The sequence below is a fragment of the Streptomyces pseudovenezuelae genome, assembly GCF_001513955.1.
Classification (GTDB): Bacteria; Actinomycetota; Actinomycetes; order Streptomycetales; family Streptomycetaceae; genus Streptomyces; species Streptomyces pseudovenezuelae.
The window spans coordinates 190,478-211,655 of record NZ_KQ948153.1; the positions used below are offsets into that span (position 1 = coordinate 190,478).

The following is a 21,178-nucleotide window of genomic DNA, read 5'->3' on the forward strand; positions in this document are numbered from 1 at the left end:
TCGCCGGCCTCGCGACAAGCCACCACCGTGCCGCCTGGTGCGCTCACCACCGGCGTGTACCGGACGAGGTCCGCGTGAGCCCGCTCCGCCGTGGACAGTGCCTCCGCGTGGAGCCCGGCCTGGCGCAGGGCGACGGAGAGGTATCGCAGGACGGAGAGAGTGAGTGGGTTGTCGCGTCCCACCAGCTCAATGGCCTGCTCGTAGATCTCCCGGTGGCGGATGAGTGCCGCGCTGTACTCGCCGAGTTCACGCATGTCGAGGGCGAGACCGAACCAGGTGCGCAGTGATTCGACGCGATTGTGCCCGTAGACAAGCGTATAGCTGCGCCAGGTCTGCTCGTCCAAGAGCCGGGCCTGTGCGAAGTCGCCGGTCAGCCGGAGGCTCACGGCGAGGTTGTAGGCGGCCCGCAGGGTCTCCGGGTCGTCGGGACCGAGCAGTCGGAGGTACTTCTGGTGCACGGAGTCCGAGAGCCTTAGAGCCTCGGTGAAATCTCCGCGTACCCGGTGGTCGAGTGCGACGTTGCCCAACGCGTCCACAGTGTCCTGGTGTTCGGGGCCCGCTGACCTGCGGTAGGCCTCCAAGACGTTCGCGTTCAGCTCCGCGGCCTCTTGATACCGGCCCAGGCTGAACAGCAGAAATCCTTGCCAGCGGGCGATCTGCAGGGTGTGCGGGTGGTCCATGCCGAGAGTCCGGGCCCAGGCCTCGTGCGCGGTGTGCGCCAGATCATGCCCTGTCTCGTAGTCACCCCAGCGCAACAGATAGATGGTCTCGTTGACCACCAGGCCGCGGACCTGGCTCTCCGCGGAACTCACCGCGCCGGAGACGATGACGTGGGGGTAGAGCTTCGCGTACCGCGGCCAACACGCGGTGTTCCCAGGGTCGTTCGGGTCGCTTGCCGCCAGCAGAAGGTGCGCGCCGCGCCGTATGACGGCCTGGTCGTCCTCGGTCATCCGGAGCTGAAGGGCCGCCCGTACCAGGCGGTGCATCTGAAGGGAGTTGGCATGATGGTGGAACCGGGCAAGCGAGTAGCGGCCCACCTCCCTGATCGCCTGGCCCAGCCGGATGGGATCACCCAGAACGGCGTCCAACTCCGGGGAGATCGCCTCGCACGACCGGGGGGTGAACAAGGAGCGGGAGATCGGCTCGGGCGCGTAGCACGAGCACACCTGCAACAGCTGGTACGCGGCGGGGTTCCTGCTCTCGAGTTCGTCCAGCGAGATGTTCCACGCCGCGATCGCGGGGTGACCTCCGTCCGTGGGAGCCGTGCCCTGCAACAGGTCGATCTGCTTCTCGTCGAGGAGCCGCAGATACTCCTCCACCCGCATACCGGTCTCGGCGTGCCAGGCGGCCGCCTGCTCGATGGCCATGGGGAGATCGCCGAGTGCTTCCGCGAGTCGGTCGGCGTTCTCGTCGTCGATCTCCCGGCCTCGGACTTTCAGCAGACTCTTGCTCTCCTCGCGCTGGAAGACATCGACCTCCAGCGGGCGGGCGAGGGCGGCCCACTGCGGGTTGCGGGAGGTGATCAGCACATTGCCGGTACCTGAGGCGGGGAGGAACTGGCTTACGGCATCCGGGCTTTCGGCATTGTCGAAGACCAGCAGCCAGTCGACGTACGGCACGCCGGTGCGCAGGGACTCCAGAACAGCTACGACGATCGAGTTGACGTCGGGGGCGCCGCCGTTGAAGTCGATCCCCAGGCGGAGGGCGAGCTCCGCCAGCGACTGCGATATCTGCGCGGTGCGTTCGGCGGGGATCCACCACACCACGTCGTACTCGTGCTGCCGTTGGTAGATGTACTCGACAGCGAGTGTGGTCTTACCGACACCGCCCATGCCATGCAGCGTGTGCGGCAGGACCGCTGCGGTTCCTTCCTGGAGCAGATGGTGATGCAACTGGGTGAGGAGTTCCTCGCGCCCCGTGAAATTGGGGTTGCGGGGCGGGATGTTGCCCCAGATCGTGGGGGATTTCCTGGAGCGCCGTCCCCGCCCGGCGTCCGGAGGTTCCTGTGCCATCCGACGCATCCTTCTCTGCCGGTGATTCGGGGCCGCAGGAGCGTGCCCCGGTGTTCGATCAGCCTGGGAAACGTGGTCGCGCGGATGGTTTGGCACGTCCGTCGCGTGCTCCGCCGATGCCTTCCAGCAGGCGTTCCCGGGCCCGGTCACCGGTGAGCCCCACCAAGTCGATGAACACCACTGCGGCCAGTAGACCCCGTGGTGCGCAAGGGGCTACGCGTACGGGCACGAGTCTGCGCGCGAAGCCCGTCGGGTCGGCGCCTTGGGCCGCCTGCCACTCCTGGCGGCCGTAGACCGACCTCAGGTAGGCGGGAGACAGTACGGCGATGGTGCGGTCACACTCCGAGACGCCTCGTTCCATGCCCATCTGCCAGTTGCTGCCAGGCACGAAGTCCCACTCCTGGACGAGCGCGCCGTAGCCGGCCTCTTCCAGTTCCCATGCGATCCATACCGCCCAGCGGCGGTCGGCCGCCGTATAGGAGATGAAGAAGTCCCTGCGGTCCTGACCGTCCGGGTGTGGTGGGTGTGGTGGCTCTCCTTCGGCAGCGTCGCCCTGGAGTGCTGTGCTGTCGAACGTGCTGTCCGCGGACGCGCACTTCTCGGGCGGGATCGCACCGCACTCGGCTTCCCGCTGTCTCATCAGTTCACGCACGGCCCGTACCGCCGGGGAGCCGGGTTCGAGCACGTCCAGGACACCGACGAACGTCTGCAGACCGCCGGGCTGTCGATCGCAGGCGTGGATGAACTCCATGCACTGGATCACGGTGGTGGCCTGGCTGGAGAGTGGTAACGGACGCCCGAGAGTCTCACCGACCAGCCAGGCCAGCAGATGCCGGGAGTCGTCGTCGGTGAACGTGTGTGACGTGAGGACGGCTTCCACCATCTCCGTCTGCCAGTGACCGACAGGTCCGGCGTGCATGCTCTTGTCGTCCGTGTCCACGACACCCCCCCGGCCGAGAGCACCAACCCGTATCCCAGGGTACGCAGCATGTGACGTTGAGTCAGGAGGGTGAGGTCCCCCCCTCGCTCGAAGGATCCCCCTTGTGATGCCCGTTTATGTCTGCGCCACGTCCGAACCTGTTTACTTTCCGGAAATCCGGGCGTAGCCTCCCGACTGAAACCACACGTTCGGGCATCAGTCGGAGGTGAGCGGACATGTACGCACCGGAGCGACAGCAGGAGATCCTCCGGCTCGCCCGCGACGGCGGGCGGGTGGATGTCGTCTCGCTGGCCGAGGAGTTCCAGGTCACCGCCGAGACCATCCGGCGCGACCTGAAGGCCCTCGACCGCGCGGGGCTGCTGCGCCGGGTGCACGGCGGGGCCATCCCGGCCGGGCGCCTCGACTTCGAGCCGGACCTCGCCGAGCGCGAGACGACCGCGGCCGACGAGAAGGACCACATCGCCAAGGCGGCCCTCGCCGAACTGCCGGCCGAGGGCACCCTGATCCTCGACGCCGGTACGACCGTGGCCCGCCTCGCCGCCGCCGTGCCGCTGGAGGCCTCGCTCACCGTCGTCACGCACAGCCTGCCGATCGCGGCCCGCCTCGCCGATCACCCCGGCATCCAGCTCCACCTCGTCGGAGGGCGCGTACGGCACCGTACGCGCGCCGCCGTCGACGCCTGGGCGCTGCGGGCGTACGGCGAGATCCGGGCCGACGTCCTCTTCGTGGCGGCCAACGGCTTCTCCGCCGAGCACGGCCTGACCACCCCCGACCTCGCCGAGGCCGCGGTCAAGCGGGCGGCGATCGCCGCCGCCCGCCGCGTGGTGCTGCTCGCCGACTCCGCCAAGCACGGCCAGGAGCACTTCGCCCGCTTCGGTGACCTGAGCGACGTGGACCTGCTGATCACCGACAGCGGGCTGAGCCCCGAAGACGCCGTCGCCATCGAGCGTGGCGGCACGGAAGTAGTGCGCGCATGATCCTCACCGTCACCCCGAACCCGTCCCTGGACCGTACGTACGAGGTCCCGTCCCTGGAGCGCGGCGAGGTCATCCGCGCCACCGGTGAACGCATGGATCCCGGCGGCAAGGGCGTCAACGTCTCGCGGGCCGTCACGGCCGCCGGGCAGCGCACGGTCGCGGTCCTGCCCCTGGGCGGGGCGCCGGGGGCCCTCGTCGCCGACCTGCTCGACGCCCAGGGCATCGAGGTCGCGCCGGTGCCGGTCGCCGGAGCCACCCGGTCGAACATCGCGCTCGCCGAGTCCGACGGAGTGCTCACGAAGATCAACGCGCCGGGCCCCGAACTGTCGGCCGCCGAGCAGGAGCTGTTGCTGGAGACCGTCCGCACGCAGTCGCGCGACGCCGCGTGGATCGCGTGCTGCGGAAGCCTGCCCCGGGGCCTCGCGCCCTCCTGGTACGCCGAGGTGGTGGCGCGGGCGCACGCCGGTGGCGCGCGGATCGCGCTGGACGCCTCGGGGCCCGCGCTCCTGGAGGCGCTGCGCGAACGGCCCGACGTGGTCAAGCCCAACGCCGAGGAGCTCGCGGAGGCCGTCGGGCGCCCCCTGGCCACCGTGGGCGACGCGGTGAAGGCGGCCGAGGAGCTGCGGGAGATGGGTGCGCGGGCGGTCCTCGCGAGCCTGGGCGCCGACGGGCAGCTGCTCGTGGACGGCTCGGGCGCCTGGTTCGGCAGCGCGCGCGTGGAGGTCGTACGCAGCAATGTCGGCGCCGGCGATTCCTCGCTGGCCGGCTTCCTGATCGCCGGCGGCAACGGCCCCGGTGCCCTCGCCTCCGCGGTCGCGCACGGCGCGGCGGCCGTCCAGCTGCCCGGCAGTGTCATGCCGACGCCGGACGATCTGGACCCGGCCGCGGTGACGGTCACGGCCGAGGTGCCGGTGGACCGGGTGCTGAAGGAGCCGGTGTCATGAGCGGCCCGACCGCGGTGTCCGGTACGGCGGTCCCTCGCGACCTCGCCACGGCCGCGCAGGCGCTGTTACTCCCCGCCGCCACCCTCCCCGAGAACCCCACCGCACCACCCCCGTCCCCACCCCTTACGCCCACCCCACCCCCCGGGCGATACGCGTGCGAAGGAGCCCGCGATGAGCGACATGATCACCGCGGACCTGGTCGATCTCGACCTGTCCGCCGACACCAAGGAAGCGGCGGCCCGAGCCCTCGCCGAGCGCATGGCCGCCCAGGGCCGGGTGACCGACCTGGAGGGCTTCCTCGCCGATGTGGCCGCCCGCGAGGCCCAGATGCCGACCGGCCTCGACGGCGGCATCGGCATCCCGCACTGCCGCAGTGAACACGTCACCGAGCCGACGCTCGCCTTCGGGCGCAGCGCCGCCGGGATCGACTTCGGCGCGCCGGACGGACCCGCCGACCTGATCTTCCTGATCGCCGCCCCGGCCGGCGCGGACGACGCCCACCTGACGATCCTGTCCTCCCTCGCGCGGCAGCTGATGAACACCGAGTTCACGGACGCGCTGCGGTCCGCGGGCGACGCGGGCAGCGCGGCGGCGCTGATCCGCGGCGACGAGGCGCCGGCGGCCGACGAGGCCACCGCGGGCGCCACCGATGACTCCGTTGCGGCATCGGCGGCGGCCTCCGCCGATGCCGCAACGGCCCCTACCGCTCCCGACGCTCCCGGGGCCCCCTTCCGGATCGTCGCCGTCACCTCCTGCCCGACCGGTATCGCCCACACCTACATGGCGGCCGAGTCGCTGGAGAACGCCGGCCGCGAGGCGGGCGTCGAACTCGTCGTCGAGACCCAGGGCTCCGCGGGCTTCACCCGGCTCGACCCGGCGGCCATCGCGGCGGCGGACGGCGTGATCTTCGCGCACGACGTCCCGGTACGCGACAAGGACCGCTTCGCCGGCAAGCCCACCGTCGACGTCGGTGTGAAGGCGGGCATCAACCGCGCCGCCGAACTCATCACCGAGGTCCGCGGGAAGGCCGAGCGCGGCGAGGTGACGGCGGGCGCCGGCGCGGGCGCGGGAACACCGGTCGAGCGGGCCGGCGAGTCCGGCGACAGCTACGGCACCAAGCTCCGCAAGTGGCTGATGACCGGCGTGAGTTACATGGTCCCGTTCGTCGCCGCGGGCGGTCTGCTGCTCGCCCTCGGCTTCGCGATCGGCGGCTGGCAGATCGCGAGCGCGCCCTCGGTCATGAAGCACTTCTCCTGGACCGAGATCGACAGCTGGGGCGCCCTGCTGTTCCAGATCGGCCAGGTCGCCTTCGGCTTCCTGATCCCGGTCCTCGCCGGATACATCGCCTACGGCATGGCGGACCGCCCCGGTCTCGTCCCCGGCTTCGTCGGCGGAATGATCGCCTCCAACATCGCCGCGGGCTTCCTCGGCGGTCTGGTCGCCGGTCTGCTGGCGGGTGCCGTGGTCCTCTCGATCCAGCGGATCAAGATCCCACCGGTGCTGCGCGGCATCATGCCGGTGGTGGTGATCCCGCTGATCTCCTCGCTGATCGTCGGCTTCCTGATGTTCGTCGTGATCGGCAAGCCCATCGCCGAGGCACAGAAGGGCATGACGGACTGGCTCAACGGCCTCTCCGGCACCAACGCCATCCTGCTCGGCGTCCTCCTCGGCCTGATGATGTGCTTCGACCTCGGAGGCCCGGTCAACAAGGTCGCGTACGCCTTCGCCACCGCCGGCATCGCCGTGCAGGACCCGAGCGACTCCGCGATGAAGGTCATGGCCGCGGTGATGGCCGCGGGCATGGTCCCGCCGCTGGGCATGGCGCTGGCCACCACCGTCCGCAAGAAGCTCTTCACGCCGACCGAGCGCGAGAACGGCAAGGCCGCCTGGGTCCTGGGCGCGTCCTTCATCTCCGAGGGCGCGATCCCCTTCGCGGCGGCCGACCCGCTGCGGGTCATCCCGGCCTCGATGGCGGGCGGCGCGGTCACCGGCGCCCTGTCGATGGCCTTCGGCGCCACCCTGCGCGCCCCGCACGGCGGCATCTTCGTGGTCCCGCTGATCGGCAGCCCGTTCCTCTACCTGATCGCCATCGCGGCGGGCGTGTGCGTCACGACCGCGCTGGTGATCGTCCTGAAGAGCATGCGCAAGCCGGCCGCGGGGACGGCGCCCGCCGCGGCGCCCACCGCCCAGGCGGAGGCCAAGCAGCCGGTCGCCGCGTAGAACCTGCCCCTTTGGGGCTGCTGTGAGGTGTTCACGGCACCTGCGAGATACGTCACGGTCCGGGGCCAAAGTCCCGGACCGTGGTGTCTACTGGACCGCATGCCTGAGCATGTCTCCGTCTACCAGTTGCTTGGTGTGACCCTGCTCGTCCTGGTGGTCTTCGCCTGGACTGCGGGGTTGGCCTACATGCTGCGCCACGGCCGCCACGAGGCCGTCGTGTGGCGCGTCGCCCACGGTCTGCCCGCCCTCCCACGCCCCCGCCGGGCCGCACCGGGCCATGAGTCCGTCGAACTGACACCGGCGGAGAAGGACGCGTTCGCGGGTCTGGTACGACAGCTCAGCGGCGGCCGCTGAGCGCAGCCGCCGGCACGCTCAGGAGACCCGGGCCGCGCGCCGCTCCATGGCGTCGCGGGCCGCGTCCTCGGTGGCGTACACCTCGCACATGTGCCGCCCGTCGGGCGTCACCGTGTGCTCGACCTCCCACAGGGAGATCTCCGCCCCGTCGCGCAGCAGGAACGCGTGCTCGTACAGCGAGAAGCCCAGCCCGGCGCGCCCCGCCCGGCACGGGCGCCCGAACGCCTGCGTGATCTGGTGCGCGAACGCCTGCGCCAGCAGTGCGGCCGTCTCCGGGCCCGGCCGGTCCGCGTTCTCCGCGCGGCGCAGCAGCCGGCGCGCGTGGTCCGCCGAGTCGTCCGGGAGGTAGGCGTGCCGCGGCGGGTGCACGGGCGAGAGCTGCACCGTCACCGGCAGCTCGAAGTCCGGGGTGTCCGGCGGCAGCGGCAGCCGCGCGGTCGCCGCCTGCAACTCCTCCTCGTCGACGTACACCTCGTGCTGCGCGGCGCTGTCCCGCGCGGTGTTGTGCACGAGTTCCCACAGGGTCAGCGCCGAGCCGTCGGCGATCAGCCACGTGTGCCGGTACGTCTCCCGGTGCAGGCCCGCGCTGTGGTGCGCCGAGTGCAGCGAACTGTCGTACGCCAGCGCGCAGTCCAGTCGCCGGATCGTCTCGTCGGGCAGCTCGAAGGAGTTCAGGGCACGACCGAGGAGCCGCGCGAGGTGCTCCTCCGGAGACTCGGGCGACTCGGGTGGTTCGTACGCTGCCGTCTCGTACGGAACGCTCAAGGTTTCTCCCGGCGTTGCTGCATGTCACCTTGTGGGTGCATACCGTAGCCCCTCGGTCGGACATCATGTCCGGGAACCGAGAAAACGTACGCCGGGAAAACGGGCGGGCCGCGCGGGAAATTCCCACGCGGCCCGACGATCCGTCAAGAACCCCCGGTCGCAGGGGGCTTGCGGTGATCAGGAGGTGCCGGCGGCGCTTCCCGCCACCCACTCGTTCCACGACATGTTCCAGCCGTTCAGCCCGTTGTCGGGCGTCACCGTCTTGTCGGGGGAGTTCTTCACGATCACCACGTCCCCGACCAGTGAGTTGTCGTAGAACCACTTGGCCGGGGTGTCGGCCTGTCCGCCCTTGACGTCCCGCAGGCCGACGCAGCCGTGGCTGGTGGCGGTGTTCCCGAAGGGCGGATTGCCCTTGTTGTACCAGTAGTTGCCGTGGATGAAGGTCCCCGACTGCGTCAGCCGCATGGCGTCCGGGACATCGGGAATGTCGTACGCGTTGGCCAGCGCGACCGTCCGGCTGTCCATCCGGATCTTCTTGTACTTCTCGGAGATCACCATCTGCCCGTTGTACGTGGTGAACTCGGGGCTGCCCGTCGAGATCGGCACCGACTTCACGGTCCGCCCGTCCCGCACGACCTTCATGGTCTGCGTGTCGGCGTCCACCGTGGACACCTGCGAGCGCCCGACCGTGAAGCGGACGGCCTTCTCCTGCACGCCGGTGACGCCGTCGGCGCCCTTGACCCCGTCCAGGTCGATCTTCAGCGTGACCTCGGAGCCGGCCTTCCAGTACTCCTCGGGCCGGAAGTCGAGCCGCTGCGTCCCGAACCAGTGCCCGACCACCTGCTGCCCGCTGCTGGAGCTCACGGTGATGTGCGACTGCACGGCCTTCTTGTCGCTGATCGCCTTGTCGAAAGTGAACGACACCGGCATCCCCACACCGACCGTCGTCCCGTTGTCCGGCGTGTACGTCCCGATGAAGCTGTTCGCCTTCGAGACGGTCGTGAACACCGACTTCGCGGTCGCGGCCTTGCCGTCCGAGTCCTTCGCCGTCGCGGCTATCTCGTACTTCGTCCCGCGCTCCAGCTGCTCCTTCGGCTTCCAGCTCGCGCCGCCCGCGGCCAGCGACCCCGGCACTTCCTGCCCCGTGCCCGCCACCGTCATCCTCACGCCGGTCAGCGTGCCGTCGCTGACCTTCACGCCGGTCCTGTTGATCGACGCGCCCGTCGAACCGTTCCTGGCGGAGATGGCGATCTCCGCCGCGGACGTCTTCGCGGGGTCCTTGCCGCCCTTGCCTTCACTCCTGCCGTCGGAGTCGCCACCGCACGCGGTGAGGGTGAGGGCGCCGACCATCAGGACGGCACAGGCCCCCAGTGCGCGCCGCGCTGCTATGTCCGGCGTTGTCACGGGATGCTCCAGACTCATGTGAGATGCGTTGTCCGCTCCACTCCGTGAAGAAAGAGGGACCCGGTCCCCGACCGGGTTCCCCGAGAGCGCGACGAATGCCCGCATGTGACAGAACCCGGACAGAAGACTGCGGGTTCGCCCGGGGGCGGGGTGGACGCCGACACCGGTGCCGGGAGCGATCGCCGGGCGGGCGCGGCAGCCCCTGGTGGCCCCTGGCCCACTCCCTGCCCGAGCCGCACGGGCATCACGCCCCGGCTCCGTACAACTCCCGGTAGGCCGGCCATGTGCCACCCGGCCCCTCCACCGACTCCGCCGCCCGCACCGCCCGCACGATCGCGCGCGTGACCATGTCCGCGGCCGCGGCGAGCACGGAGTTGAGGGCGAGCGGATCCTCGCTGTCGAGCGGCCGCGCCCCCGTGGCCAGGGCGAACACCGTGTCGCCGTCGTGCAGCAGGTGCACCGGCCGCACGGCTCGCGCGATGCCGTCGTGGGCGGTTCCCGCCACCTTCTGGGCCTGGGCCTTCGACAGGTCCGCGTCGGTGGCCACCACGGCGAGCGTGGTGTTCAGCGGAGGCGCCGTGTTCCTCGCCGCGGTCTCCGCGAGCCGCCGGCGCGCGGCCTCATGCACCCCCTCCTGCGGATACCGCACCCGCCGCTGGAACAACTCCCCGTACAGCACCCCCGTCTCCGGATCAGCCACCGCCCCCGCCGCGTTGGCCACCACCAGGGCCGCCACGGTGATCCCCGAGGGGAGGACGACACTCGCCGTTCCCACCCCGCCCTTCATCTCCCCGACCGCGGCTCCGGTACCCGCCCCCACACAGCCCTCCGGCACCTCCGCACCGAAGGCACTCGCCGCCGCGGCCTCCACGGCGGCCCGACCGGTCGCCGCGTCCGGGCGGGCCCGGAAGTCGCCGCCCCGACCGAGATCGAAGACACAGGCGGCCGGCACGACCGGCACCACATGGGAGGGGTCCGGCCCGACCCGCACGCCCCGCCCCCGCTCCTCCAGCCAGGCCATCACCCCGGAGGCCGCGTCCAGCCCGTACGCGCTGCCCCCGGTCAGCACGATCGCCTCGACCTTCTGCACCAGGTTGCGCGGGTCGAGCGCGTCGGTCTCCTTGGTGCCGGGACCTCCGCCGCGCACGTCCACCGCGGCGACGGCCCCGCCCTCCGGGGCGAGCACCACGGTGGTGCCGGTGAGCCAACCGCCGCCGGTGCGCGTCGCATGCCCCACGCGCACCCCGGCGACATCCGTCAGAGCGTCAACTGTCATGGGACCAGTCTCGTCCAGACGCCCCGCGACCCGCCGAGGTCACGCGATCACGCCGCCCGAACCGGCTCCCCGCGCTCCCGTGCCACCGTCTTCGCGGTCAGCGTCGTCCCCGTCACCACGGCCAGCGCCGCCACGATGCCCGCCGCGAGCACCGCCCAGTCGCCCAGGAAGGTGCAGCAGATGACCAGCAACGCCGTGACCGGCAGCACCAGTTGCTGGGCGATGCCCACCTTGAAGTACCGCGAGTGCAGGAGCCAGACGGTGAGCAGGTAGAGCGAGGTCGGCAGGGTCACCGCGGCGGACGCGGCCAGGGTCGAGATGTGCGCCTTGCCGACGGCCTGCTCCACGGCCACCTCCAGACCCGCCCCGATGGCGGCGGCCGGGGCGAACACCAGATAGTGGCCGTAACCCCACAGGAACGCCTGCTTGCTGGAGCGCAGATGGCCGTGGATGGGCACGACGAAGTAGATCCACCAGGCGGCGAAGATGATCAGCAGTCCGCCCGCGGCGATCGGCAGCAGCTCGCCCAGCGCGTCGTGCTCGTCGATGCCGGTCTTCACGGCCACCGTCGCGGCGGCGATGGTCTCGCCGAGCACGATGATCGTGAACAGCCCGTACCGCTCCGCGATGTGGTGCGGATGCCACGACGTCGGATGGTCCTTCTCGGCGAAGGGCGGCACACACATCTCCAGCACCGCCATCACGAGGAAGACCCAGGCCCGTCCGCCCTCGGGCAGCACCAGCAGTCCCAGCCAGCCGACCTGGCACAGCAGCACGCCGAACACGTAGCGCAGGGCCATGGTCCGCTCCGGGCCCTCGCTCGAACGCGCCACCCGCAGCCACTGCGCGATCAGCGCCAGCCGCATGATCACATAGCCCAGCCACACGGCCAGGAACTCGTGGTCCTCGAACGCCCGGGACACCCCGGCCGCCAGCACCAGAACGCCGGCGATCTGGATCAGGGTGACGACCCGGTAGAGCGCGTCGTCGTTGTCGTAAGCCGAGGCGAACCACGTGAAGTTCATCCACGCCCACCAGATGGCGAAGAAGACCATCGCGTAGTTGAGGATCCCCTCGCCGGCGTGCCCCTCGGCGACCGCGTGCACCAGGGCCACGCCCGCCTGGGCGATGGCCACGACGAAGCACAGGTCGAAGAGGAGCTCCAGCGGCGAGGCGACCCTGTGGGCCTCGTCCCGGCCGCGGGCGGTGAGTCTGCGCAGTGGACTGCGTGTGGAACTGGACGTCATGGGGCCAAGCACAGCAGAAACCGTCGGGAAACGCTTGCGGACCGGTCACCGGCGACAGAAGGGGAGGCCGGGCCGGAGCCGGCGCGGGTGGCCGCTCCCACGGTGGCCGCCCGGCAGGGCCGTACCCTGGAGCCATGAGCAGCACCCCCCGCCCCGAGCCCCGCGAGCCGAAGCCCGCGCTGGTCTTCGACGATCCACTGGACCAGCAGTCCTCGGACGACACCGACCGCGGCTGGGGCGACCGGCCGCGCGCCGACGGCGACAGCGCGGCCGACCTGAAGCGCTTCCTCGACGAGAAGCCGCCCCACCACCTCTGACTCTGAGCGAGGAGCGCTAGCGCCCGTCGTGGCCCGAGCCCCGCTGGGCGACCAGGGCGTCGCGGATCTCCTTGAGGACCTCCAGCTCGGTCACCTCGATGACCTCGTGGGTGCTCTCCTTCGCCTTGCGGCGGGCCTCCATGCGGGCCAGGTACTTCGACATCGGCAGGACCATCAGGAAGTAGACGACGGCCGCGGTGATCACGAAGGTGAGCGTGGCGCCGAGGACCGAGCCCCACCTGATCGGGATGCCGCTCACCACGGTGCCGTCCGCCGAGACCTTGCACGGGTCCTGGAGACACGAGCTGTAGCTGTCGAGGTTCTTCGTGCCGATCGCCCCGACCAGCGGGTTGATGATGCCCTTCACCACCGAGTTGACGATGTTGGTGAAGGCGGCACCGATGACCACCGCGACAGCCAGATCGACGACGTTCCCGCGCATCAGGAAGGCCTTGAAGCCCTCCCAGACGCTCGGCTTCTTCTCGCTCACCCTGAGGCCTCTTCTCGCACGCGCATGTTGTGGAACAAACAGCTCCGCAACCTACGTCAACGCGAGGTGACCCTGTCCAATTGGGTAGCTCGAAAGGTGGACTTGACACGGATCCCCGCAACTCAGGGGCCGCACCGCTCAACACAGCGTCACCGCCAGCCGTGCCGTCGCGCTCGCGCCCGCGAGACGGGCCGCCGTCGACCGCGGCACCGAGAGCACGACCAGTGCCCCGTCCTCGGTCGCCCCGGCCGGCGGATCCGGCACCTTCGTCACCCGCGCCCCGCGCGCGACCACCCTGGCGTTCCCGCCCGGCGCCGACTCCTCGGCGGCGATGACGTCCACCCGGTCCCCGGGCCGCAGCAGCCGGACCGTCGCGGAGTCGGCGATCCGCACCGGCGCCGACACCCTCTGCACGGCCCGGTGCTCGCGCACGGACCGCGGTGCCGGATGCCCCCGCGCCCCGTCGTCGCCCCGCGGGGCCGCCGCCACCAGCGCGGCCGCGGTGACGGCCAGACCGAGAGCCACGGCACGCCTCCGGTGCCGTACGAGCCGCCGCACCTGCTGCCCGCCGCGCACCCGCACCGGGGCGAAGTGCGGGACCTCGCAGGTCGGGGGAGCGTCGGTGCCGGGCGGGCACGGAACGAGGGGAGAGGGGGACGGAGCGAAGGACATGAGGACCACCACCAGCGAGGAGACATCGGCTTGCGCTGCCACGATGAGGCTTCGCGCCGCATCCCGCCGGGGCCGGTGGACTACCGGCCGGTTGTGGAGAACTCCTTCACCCGAACGAGAACTTCCGCCCCTGCTAGGGCAGTTCGAACCCCGGGTCCATCCCGCCCAGCGCGTTCACGCACAGACAGTCCCGCTCCCCGTCCGCGGGCAGCGCCGCCACCGCGTCGAACAGGACACCCCGCAGCCGGTCCACGTTCGCCGCGAACACCCGCAGCACCTCGTCGTGCGAGACGCCCTCACCGGTCTCGGCACCCGCGTCGAGGTCGGTGACCAGGGTCAACGACGTGTAGCAGAGCTCCAGTTCACGGGCGAGGGCCGCCTCGGGATGGCCGGTCATGCCCACCACCGACCAGCCCTGCGCCTGGTGCCACAGCGACTCGGCGCGGGTCGAGAACCGCGGCCCCTCGACCACGACCAGCGTGCCGCCGTCCACCGGCTCCCAGTCCCGGCCGCGGGCCGCCTTCAGCGCGGCCGCCCGGCCGACGGGGCAGTACGGGTCGGCCAGGGACACGTGCACCACGTTGGGCACGTCGCCGTCCGGCAGCGGCAGCCCGTCGAAGTACGTCCCCGCCCGGGACTTCGTACGGTCGACCAGCTGGTCCGGCACGAGGAGCGTGCCCGGCCCGTACTCGGGGCGCAGTCCGCCCACGGCGCACGGTCCGAGGACCTGCCGTGCGCCCACGGACCGGAGTGCCCACAGATTGGCCCGGTAGTTGATCCGGTGGGGCGGCAGATGGTGGCCGCGTCCGTGCCGGGGCAGGAAGGCGACCCGCCGGCCGGCGACCTCGCCGAGGAAGAGGGAGTCGCTGGGCGGACCGTAGGGGGTGTCCACCTGGACCTCGGTCACGTCCTCGAGGAACGAGTAGAAGCCCGAACCGCCGATTACGCCGATCTCTGCGTTCGCCATGAACAGCACAGTATCCGGCCCCGAAAACCCGCGGCGACCGGCTCGGGGAACACCGAGAACCCCGCCGTCCTGGGACGACAGGGTTCCGGAAAGTGAGACCTATGCGGCGGAGCTGCTGCTGGACGAGGACGAGGTCCCCGAGCTCGACGACTTCGAGTCCGAGGAGGACGACTTCGACTCGGACGACGAGGTGGACGTCGACGGCTTCGAGGGCGACGACGCCGGCGAGCTGCTCGACGAGGAGCCGCGGCTGTCGTTGCGGTAGAAGCCGGAGCCCTTGAAGACGATGCCGACCGCCGAGAACACCTTCTTGAGGCGGCCCTGGCAGTTCGGGCACTCGGTCAGAGCGTCGTCGGTGAACTTCTGCACCGCCTCGAGGCCCTCGCCGCACTCGGTGCACTGGTACTGGTAGGTGGGCACTGTCTTCCTCCTGGCACTCTCACTCAATGAGTGCTAACGATGGTCCATAGTGACGTATTCCTGAGAATCAGTCCACTGCCACCGGCACTCGGTGACCGACGCCACGCGCGACGGTCCGGCCGCGGGGCCGTGTCGCGAGGCGGGAACGCAGCGCCACGAGAGTCGCCAGGGCGAGCAGCGTGCCACCCATCGGCACCAGGAACCCGGCGCCGCCCCAGAAGCGGTCCTCCAGCTGCCCGGCGATCGTGACGGCGGCCGCCTGGCCGAGCGCCACCGCTCCGGTCAGCCAGGTGAAGGCCTCGGTGCGGGCGCCGGCCGGGACCAGGTTCTCGACCAGGGTGTAGCCGGTGATCAGCGTGGGCGCGATGCACATGCCGACCAGCAGGCCGAGGCCTGCCAGGACCAGCACCGAGTGCGCGGCCCACAGTCCGGAGGCCGTCAGCGCGAGGGCGCCGTAGCCGACGAGCAGGCGGCGCTGGGGGGCCACCTTCCAGGCGATGGCACCGCAGACCAGGCCGGAGATCATGTTGCCCGCGGCGAAGACGCCGTACAGGACACCGTTCAGGCCGGGCTCGCCGATCGACTCGCTGAACGCGGCCAGGGAGACCTGCATGCCGCCGAAGACGGCACCGATGCCGAGGAACGTCACGATCAGGACGCGCACCCCGGGGACGCGCAGAGCCGAGGTGTGCTCCACGCGTGCGTGCCCGTCGGCCGCGGCGACCGTCGGCTGGGTGCTCTTCTGCGCGGCGAACAGCAGGCCGCCCAGCAGCGTCAGCGACGCCTCCGTGAGCAGCCCCGCGGCGGGGTGGACGGCGGTGCACAGGGCGGTGGCCAGCAGCGGACCGAACACGAAGGTCAGCTCGTCCGTGACGGACTCGAAGGCGGCCGCCGTGGTCATCAGGGGCGAGTCCTGGAGCTTGACGCCCCAGCGGGCGCGCACCATGGGCCCGATCTGCGGCACCGAGGCGCCGGTGGGCACGGCCGCGACGAACAGCGCCCACAGGGGCGCGTGCGTGAGGGCGAGGGCCGTCAGGGACAGGCCCGCCAGGGTGTGCACCAGGACGCCGGGGATCAGCACGGCGCGCTGACCGTGGCGGTCCGCGAGACGGCCGCTGTAGGGCGCGAACAGCGCCATGGAGACACCGGTGACGGCCGCGACGGCGCCGGCCGCGCCGTACGAGCCGGTGGTGTGCTGCACGAGCAGCACGAGGGAGAGGGTGAGCATCGCGAACGGCTGGCGGGCCGCGAAGCCGGGGAGCAGGAACGTCCAGGCGCCGCGGGTACGCAGCAACTGTCCGTATCCCGGGCGGGAGGAGGTGACCGTGGATGCCACGGCCCGTGCCTTTCTGCCGCCTGGTAGCGCGCCTGTGCGGGGGCGCCGAGAGCTGTCCTCTTGCGCGGACTGCGGTAGATGCCGAAGACCACTCTCAGGGATGTCCCGGCCGCCATACGGTCGCGCCAGCTCTGCGTCAGGCAGAGTTGGTTCGATCAGGGGTCAGCCCTCATCGTACAGGGGGCGCGTAACACACCCTTAACGTGCGCCGTCGGCGCCGCCCGTGCCCAGCCAGTCGGCCAGCTTTCCGCCGTGGCCGACCGCGCGCAGCCGTCGTTCGGCGGCGTCGCGGACCGGGTCGGTGGTGACCACGAGCAGTTCGTCCCCGCGCCGCAGCACGGTCGTGGGCAGCGGAACGAACGATTTTTCCTCGCGGACGACGAGGGTGACCGCGGCCCCGGCCGGCAGCCGCAGCTCGTTGACCTCGACACCGTGCATCCGGGACCCCTCGGGAATCGCGACGGACAGCAGGTGGCCGCGCAGCCGCTCCAGGGGCGCCGACTCGATCCCGAGGTCGGCTGCCTCGGAGTCGCCGCCCAGGCGCAGGGTGCGGGCCAGCCAGGGCAGGGTCGGACCCTGGACGAGGGTGTAGACGACGACCAGGACGAAGACGATGTTGAAGACGCGACGGCTGCCCTCGACCCCGCTGACCATGGGGATCGTCGCCAGGATGATGGGCACGGCGCCGCGCAGTCCGGCCCAGGACATGAGCGTCTGCTCCTGCCACGGCACCCGGAACGGCGTCAGGCACAGCACGACGCTCAGCGGTCGCGCCACCATGGTCAGCACCAGCCCTATGACGAGCCCGGGCAGCACGTCGTCGCCCAGCTCGTGCGGGGTGACCAGCAGGCCGAGCAGGACGAACATGCCGATCTGGGCGATCCAGCCGAGCCCGTCGGCGAAACCGCGGGTGGCGGGCCAGTGCGGCAGCTTTGCGTTGCCCATCGCCATGGAGGCGAGATAGACGGCGAGGAACCCGCTGCCGTGCGCCAGCGCGCCCGCCGCGTACGCGGTGACGGCGATCGCCATGACCGCGATCGGATAGAGGCCGGAGGCGGGCAGGGCGACGTGCCTGAGGCCCCAGGAGCCCAGCCAGCCCACCGCGATGCCGAGGGCGGCGCCGATGGCCAGTTCAAGGGTTATCTCGGCGATCAGCGTGTACCAGTGCTCGACCGGTCCGGTCTGGGAGAAGGCGACCACCAGGATGACCACCGGGGCGTCGTTGAAGCCGGACTCCGCCTCCAGCGTGCCCGTCACGCGCGCGGGCAGGGGGATCTTGCGCAGCACCGAGAAGACCGCCGCCGCGTCCGTCGAGGAGACGACCGCGCCGATGATGAGGGCCTGGCGCCACTCCAGCCCGATCAGGTAGTGCGCGGCCGTCGCCGTGACCCCGACGCTCACCGCGACCCCGACCAGCGCCAGCACGGTGGCGGCCGGCAGGGCCGGCTTGATCTCCTTCCACTTCGTGCCGAGCCCGCCCTCGGCCAGGATCACGACCAGGGCCGCGTACCCGATGACCTGGGTCAGTTCGGCGTTGTCGAAGTGGATGTCGCCGATGCCGTCCTGGCCCATGGCGATGCCGATCCCCAGGTACACGAGCAGGCTGGGGAGCCCGCTGCGCGAGGAGATCCGGACCGCGGCCACGGCGACGAGCAGGACGAGCGAGCAGACGAGCAGGAGCTGGTTGAGATGGTGGACAGTCAGCGGCCGTTCCCTTCCCTGGCTCACCCGCATCACGCGCGCGTGAGTCACGTACATAGGACATGAAGCGATGACGCCGCACATCCAAGTACTTCGTTACCTTACCTAACTCTTGACGATTTCTTGACGCTTCGCGAGGCAAGATCGAACGCTCGTCCGCGTTCGTTCCCCACTCCGCGTCAAGTCCGCCTGAGCCCTGCGCCTATGGTTGCTCCAGCGCTCAGTCAAAAGCACAGCCCGCCCTGCCGCTCGCGTTAGGACAGCAAGGACAGCGATGCCCCCCACCACCACCGCCTCATCGGGTCAGCAGCCCGGCAAGTCCGGCAGGAAGAAGGGGCGCAGAGCCCGCCTGATCGTTCTCGTGCTCGTCCTGGCCCTCGTGGGCGCCGTCGCCTACGGCGGGTACTGGTCGGTGAGCACGGTCCGCGCGTCCTTCCCGCAGACCAAGGGCTCGATCGAGCTCGACGGCCTCTCGGGCCCCGTGGACGTCAAGCGCGACAGTTACGGCATCCCGCAGATCTACGCCTCCTCCGACGCGGACCTGTTCATGGCCCAGGGCTACGTCCAGGCGCAGGACCGGTTCTACGAGATGGACGTGCGCCGGCACATGACCTCCGGGCGCCTGTCGGAGATGTTCGGCAAGGGCCAGGTCGACGACGACGAGTTCCTGCGCACGCTGGGCTGGGACCGGGTGGCGAAGAAGGAGTACGACACCAAGCTGTCGGCCTCCACCAAGAAGTACCTCCAGGCCTACGCCAAGGGAGTCAATGCCTACCTCCAGGGCAAGAACGGCAAGGACATCTCCCTGGAGTACGCGGCGCTCGGCTTCGAGAACGACTACAAGCCCGAGAAGTGGACCCCGGTCGACTCGGTGGCGTGGCTGAAGGCGATGGCCTGGGACCTGCGCGGCAACATGCAGGACGAGATCGACCGCGCCCTGATGACCAGCCGCCTCGGCCCGAAGCAGATCGCCGACCTGTACCCGGAGTACCCGTACAGCCGCAACCAGGCGATCGTCCAGGAGGGCCAGTACAACGAGCTGACCCAGACCTTCGAGCAGAACGGCAGCTCGCAGGAGAACGGCCTGTCCGGCACCGGAACGTCCACGGGCGGCACCGGCACCTCCACCGGCGGCACCGGGACGTCCACGGGGGGCACCGCGACGGGCACCTCGGCCTCGACCTCGGCCTCGTCCTCGACCGCCTCGGCCCTGCAGAGCCAGCTCTCGGGCCTCTACAACGTCCTGGACGACGTCCCCACGGCCGTCGGCGTCAACGGCCAGGGCATCGGCTCGAACTCCTGGGTCGTCGCGGGCTCGCACACCATCACCGGCGCGCCCCTGCTCGCCAACGACCCGCACCTGTCCGCCTCGCTGCCGTCCGTCTGGTACCAGATGGGCCTGCACTGCCGGTCCGTCTCCAGCAAGTGCCAGTACGACGTCTCCGGCTACACCTTCGCGGGCATGCCCGGCGTGGTCATCGGCCACAACGCGAAGATCGCCTGGGGCATGACGAACTCCGGTGTCGACGTCACCGACCTCTACCTGGAGAAGCTCTCCGGCGACGGCTACCTCTACGACGGCAGGACCAAGCCCTTCACCACGCGCGAGGAGACCATCAAGGTCGCCGGCGGCGCGTCCAAGAAGATCGTCGTCCGCGAGACGAACAACGGCCCCCTGCTCTCCGACCGCTACGACGAGCTCGTGAAGGTCGGCAAGAAGGCCACCGTCGACAACGCGGCCCCCGACCGCGGCGACGGCTACGGCGTCGCCCTGCGCTGGACCGCGCTCGACCCGGGCACCTCCATGGACGCCGTGTTCGCGATGGACAAGGCGTCGAACTGGAGCGAGTTCCGCGAGGCGGCGGCCCTGTTCGACGTGCCCTCGCAGAACCTCGTCTACGCCGACGCCGAGAACATCGGCTACACGCTGCCCGGCCGCATCCCGATCCGCGCCAAGGGCGACACCGGCGCCATCCCGGCCCCGGGCTGGGACCCCAAGTACGCCTGGACCGGCAAGTACATCGAGCAGGACGAGCTGCCCTACGAGTACAACCCGGAGCGCGGCTACATCGTCACCGCGAACCAGGCCGTGATCGACAAGGACAAGTACCCCTACACGCTCACCACGGACTGGGGCTACGGCACCCGCAGCCAGCGCATCACCGACCTGATCGAGCAGAAGATCAAGGGCGGCGGCAAGATCTCCACCGACGACATGCGCCAGATGCAGCTCGACAACAGCAGCGAGATCGCCAAGCTGCTGGTGCCCAAGCTGCTGAAGATCGACGTCGAGGACAAGGAAGTCCGTCAGGCGCAGGAGCTCCTGGAGGGCTGGGACTACACCCAGGACGCCGACTCGGCCGCGGCCGCCTACTTCAACGCGGTGTGGCGCAACATCCTCAAGCTCGCCTTCGGCAACAAGCTGCCCAAGGAGCTTCGGGTCAAGGGCCAGTGCCTGTGGGTGGACCCGGTCAACACCACCGGGCCCGCCGACCAGACCGACAAGGTCCGCGAGTGCGGCCAGCGCGATGCCGACCAGGCGCAGCCCGACGGCGGTGACCGCTGGTTCGAGGTCGTGCGCAAGCTCATGGACGACGAGAACAGCGACTGGTGGAAGACCCCGAAGGGCGTCGGCGACCGCCCCGCGGCCACCGACCGCGACGGACTGTTCAAGCGCGCCATGATCGACGCCCGCTGGGAGCTGACCGCCAAGCTCGGCAAGGACATCGACACCTGGAGCTGGGGCCGGCTGCACCGCCTGTTCCTGAAGAACCAGACCATGGGCCTGGAGGGCCCCGGCTTCCTCCAGTACATGCTCAACCGCGGCCCCTGGAAGCTCAGCGGCGGCGAGGCGACGGTCAACGCCACCGGCTGGAACGCCGCGGGCGGCTACGGCGTCGTCTGGGTGCCGTCGATGCGCATGGTGGTCAACCTCGGCGACCTCGACAAGTCGAAGTGGATCAACCTCACCGGAGCCTCCGGGCACGCCTACAGCGCGCACTACACCGACCAGACCGGCAAGTGGGTCAAGGGCGAACTGCTGGACTGGTCCTTCTCGGACGAGGCCGTCGACAAGAGCACGACCGACAGCCTGGTCCTGAAACCGTAAGTCCGAAGAAAGGGCCCTCCACACGCG

Annotated in this window: 17 protein-coding genes and 1 pseudogene; 6 read left to right on the forward strand and 12 right to left on the reverse strand. The window is 70.5% G+C overall.

What is annotated here, in order from left to right; translation table 11 throughout:
- Nucleotides 1-68: 68 nt before the first annotated feature.
- Nucleotides 69-2,021 (reverse strand): annotated as a pseudogene (gene fxsT / locus AQI94_RS43640) (FxSxx-COOH system tetratricopeptide repeat protein); the annotation flags it as partial.
- 49 nt (nucleotides 2,022-2,070) lie between these two features.
- Nucleotides 2,071-2,952 carry a toll/interleukin-1 receptor domain-containing protein gene (locus AQI94_RS37570; RefSeq protein WP_199814329.1) on the reverse strand — a complete coding sequence of 294 codons (882 nt, stop codon included), beginning with the start codon at nucleotides 2,950-2,952 and terminating at the stop codon, nucleotides 2,071-2,073.
- Between the two features lie 215 nt (nucleotides 2,953-3,167).
- On the opposite strand from AQI94_RS37570, the gene AQI94_RS37575 reads away from it, so the two are divergent.
- The 4 genes from AQI94_RS37575 (at nucleotide 3,168) to AQI94_RS37590 (ending at nucleotide 7,447) form a co-directional block, all read left to right on the forward strand.
- The gene (locus AQI94_RS37575) at nucleotides 3,168-3,929 is read left to right on the forward strand and encodes a DeoR/GlpR family DNA-binding transcription regulator (protein WP_031046314.1); all 762 of its coding nucleotides are present in this window, start codon (nucleotides 3,168-3,170) and stop codon (nucleotides 3,927-3,929) included.
- Entirely contained in the window at nucleotides 3,926-4,873 is a 948-nt protein-coding gene (gene pfkB / locus AQI94_RS37580) for a 1-phosphofructokinase (protein WP_031046311.1), read from the forward strand. Before AQI94_RS37575 ends, pfkB begins: the two co-directional genes overlap by 4 nt.
- Nucleotides 4,874-5,044: 171 nt before the next feature.
- Entirely contained in the window at nucleotides 5,045-7,093 is a 2,049-nt protein-coding gene (locus AQI94_RS37585; RefSeq protein WP_062230180.1) for a PTS fructose transporter subunit IIABC, read from the forward strand.
- A gap of 99 nt (nucleotides 7,094-7,192) precedes the next feature.
- Nucleotides 7,193-7,447 (forward strand): hypothetical protein, encoded by a 255-nt coding sequence (locus AQI94_RS37590; protein WP_031050688.1) that lies wholly within the window; start codon nucleotides 7,193-7,195, stop codon nucleotides 7,445-7,447.
- Nucleotides 7,448-7,465: 18 nt separating this feature from the next.
- Here AQI94_RS37590 and AQI94_RS37595 read toward each other — a convergent pair whose 3' ends face one another.
- From AQI94_RS37595 to AQI94_RS37610, 4 genes are all read right to left on the reverse strand, one after another.
- A complete protein-coding gene (locus AQI94_RS37595) occupies nucleotides 7,466-8,212 on the reverse strand; it encodes a DUF6227 family protein (RefSeq protein WP_031050692.1) in 747 nt (248 codons plus the stop codon).
- Nucleotides 8,213-8,389: 177 nt separating this feature from the next.
- Nucleotides 8,390-9,616 carry a L,D-transpeptidase gene (locus AQI94_RS37600; RefSeq protein WP_031050697.1) on the reverse strand — a complete coding sequence of 409 codons (1,227 nt, stop codon included), beginning with the start codon at nucleotides 9,614-9,616 and terminating at the stop codon, nucleotides 8,390-8,392.
- 244 nt (nucleotides 9,617-9,860) lie between these two features.
- Nucleotides 9,861-10,892 carry a P1 family peptidase gene (locus AQI94_RS37605; RefSeq protein ID WP_031050700.1) on the reverse strand — a complete coding sequence of 344 codons (1,032 nt, stop codon included), beginning with the start codon at nucleotides 10,890-10,892 and terminating at the stop codon, nucleotides 9,861-9,863.
- Nucleotides 10,893-10,939: 47 nt separating this feature from the next.
- Nucleotides 10,940-12,139 (reverse strand): low temperature requirement protein A, encoded by a 1,200-nt coding sequence (locus tag AQI94_RS37610; RefSeq protein WP_037943374.1) that lies wholly within the window; start codon nucleotides 12,137-12,139, stop codon nucleotides 10,940-10,942.
- 134 nt (nucleotides 12,140-12,273) lie between these two features.
- On the opposite strand from AQI94_RS37610, the gene AQI94_RS37615 reads away from it, so the two are divergent.
- The gene (locus AQI94_RS37615; RefSeq protein ID WP_031050706.1) at nucleotides 12,274-12,456 is read left to right on the forward strand and encodes a hypothetical protein; all 183 of its coding nucleotides are present in this window, start codon (nucleotides 12,274-12,276) and stop codon (nucleotides 12,454-12,456) included.
- A gap of 16 nt (nucleotides 12,457-12,472) precedes the next feature.
- Here the strand turns inward: AQI94_RS37615 and mscL are convergent, their stop codons facing one another.
- From mscL to AQI94_RS37645, 6 genes are all read right to left on the reverse strand, one after another.
- Nucleotides 12,473-12,946, reverse strand: a complete 474-nt coding sequence (gene mscL, locus AQI94_RS37620; protein ID WP_031050707.1) for a large conductance mechanosensitive channel protein MscL — start codon at nucleotides 12,944-12,946, stop codon at nucleotides 12,473-12,475.
- A gap of 138 nt (nucleotides 12,947-13,084) precedes the next feature.
- Entirely contained in the window at nucleotides 13,085-13,618 is a 534-nt protein-coding gene (locus AQI94_RS37625) for a CpaB family protein (protein WP_062230228.1), read from the reverse strand.
- Nucleotides 13,619-13,751: 133 nt separating this feature from the next.
- Nucleotides 13,752-14,585 (reverse strand): S-methyl-5'-thioadenosine phosphorylase, encoded by an 834-nt coding sequence (locus tag AQI94_RS37630; protein WP_031049478.1) that lies wholly within the window; start codon nucleotides 14,583-14,585, stop codon nucleotides 13,752-13,754.
- Nucleotides 14,586-14,684: 99 nt separating this feature from the next.
- The gene (locus tag AQI94_RS37635) at nucleotides 14,685-15,005 is read right to left on the reverse strand and encodes an FmdB family zinc ribbon protein (RefSeq protein ID WP_031049481.1); all 321 of its coding nucleotides are present in this window, start codon (nucleotides 15,003-15,005) and stop codon (nucleotides 14,685-14,687) included.
- Nucleotides 15,006-15,072: 67 nt separating this feature from the next.
- On the reverse strand, nucleotides 15,073-16,341 hold the full coding sequence (locus AQI94_RS37640; protein WP_031049483.1) for an MFS transporter: 1,269 nt from the start codon (nucleotides 16,339-16,341) through the stop codon (nucleotides 15,073-15,075).
- A gap of 198 nt (nucleotides 16,342-16,539) precedes the next feature.
- Nucleotides 16,540-18,075 (reverse strand): potassium/proton antiporter, encoded by a 1,536-nt coding sequence (locus AQI94_RS37645; RefSeq protein ID WP_031049486.1) that lies wholly within the window; start codon nucleotides 18,073-18,075, stop codon nucleotides 16,540-16,542.
- A gap of 241 nt (nucleotides 18,076-18,316) precedes the next feature.
- Here AQI94_RS37645 and AQI94_RS37650 point away from each other — a divergent pair, with 241 nt between their 5' ends.
- Nucleotides 18,317-21,151, forward strand: a complete 2,835-nt coding sequence (locus tag AQI94_RS37650; RefSeq protein WP_031049489.1) for a penicillin acylase family protein — start codon at nucleotides 18,317-18,319, stop codon at nucleotides 21,149-21,151.
- The last annotated feature ends 27 nt before the right edge of the window (nucleotides 21,152-21,178 follow it).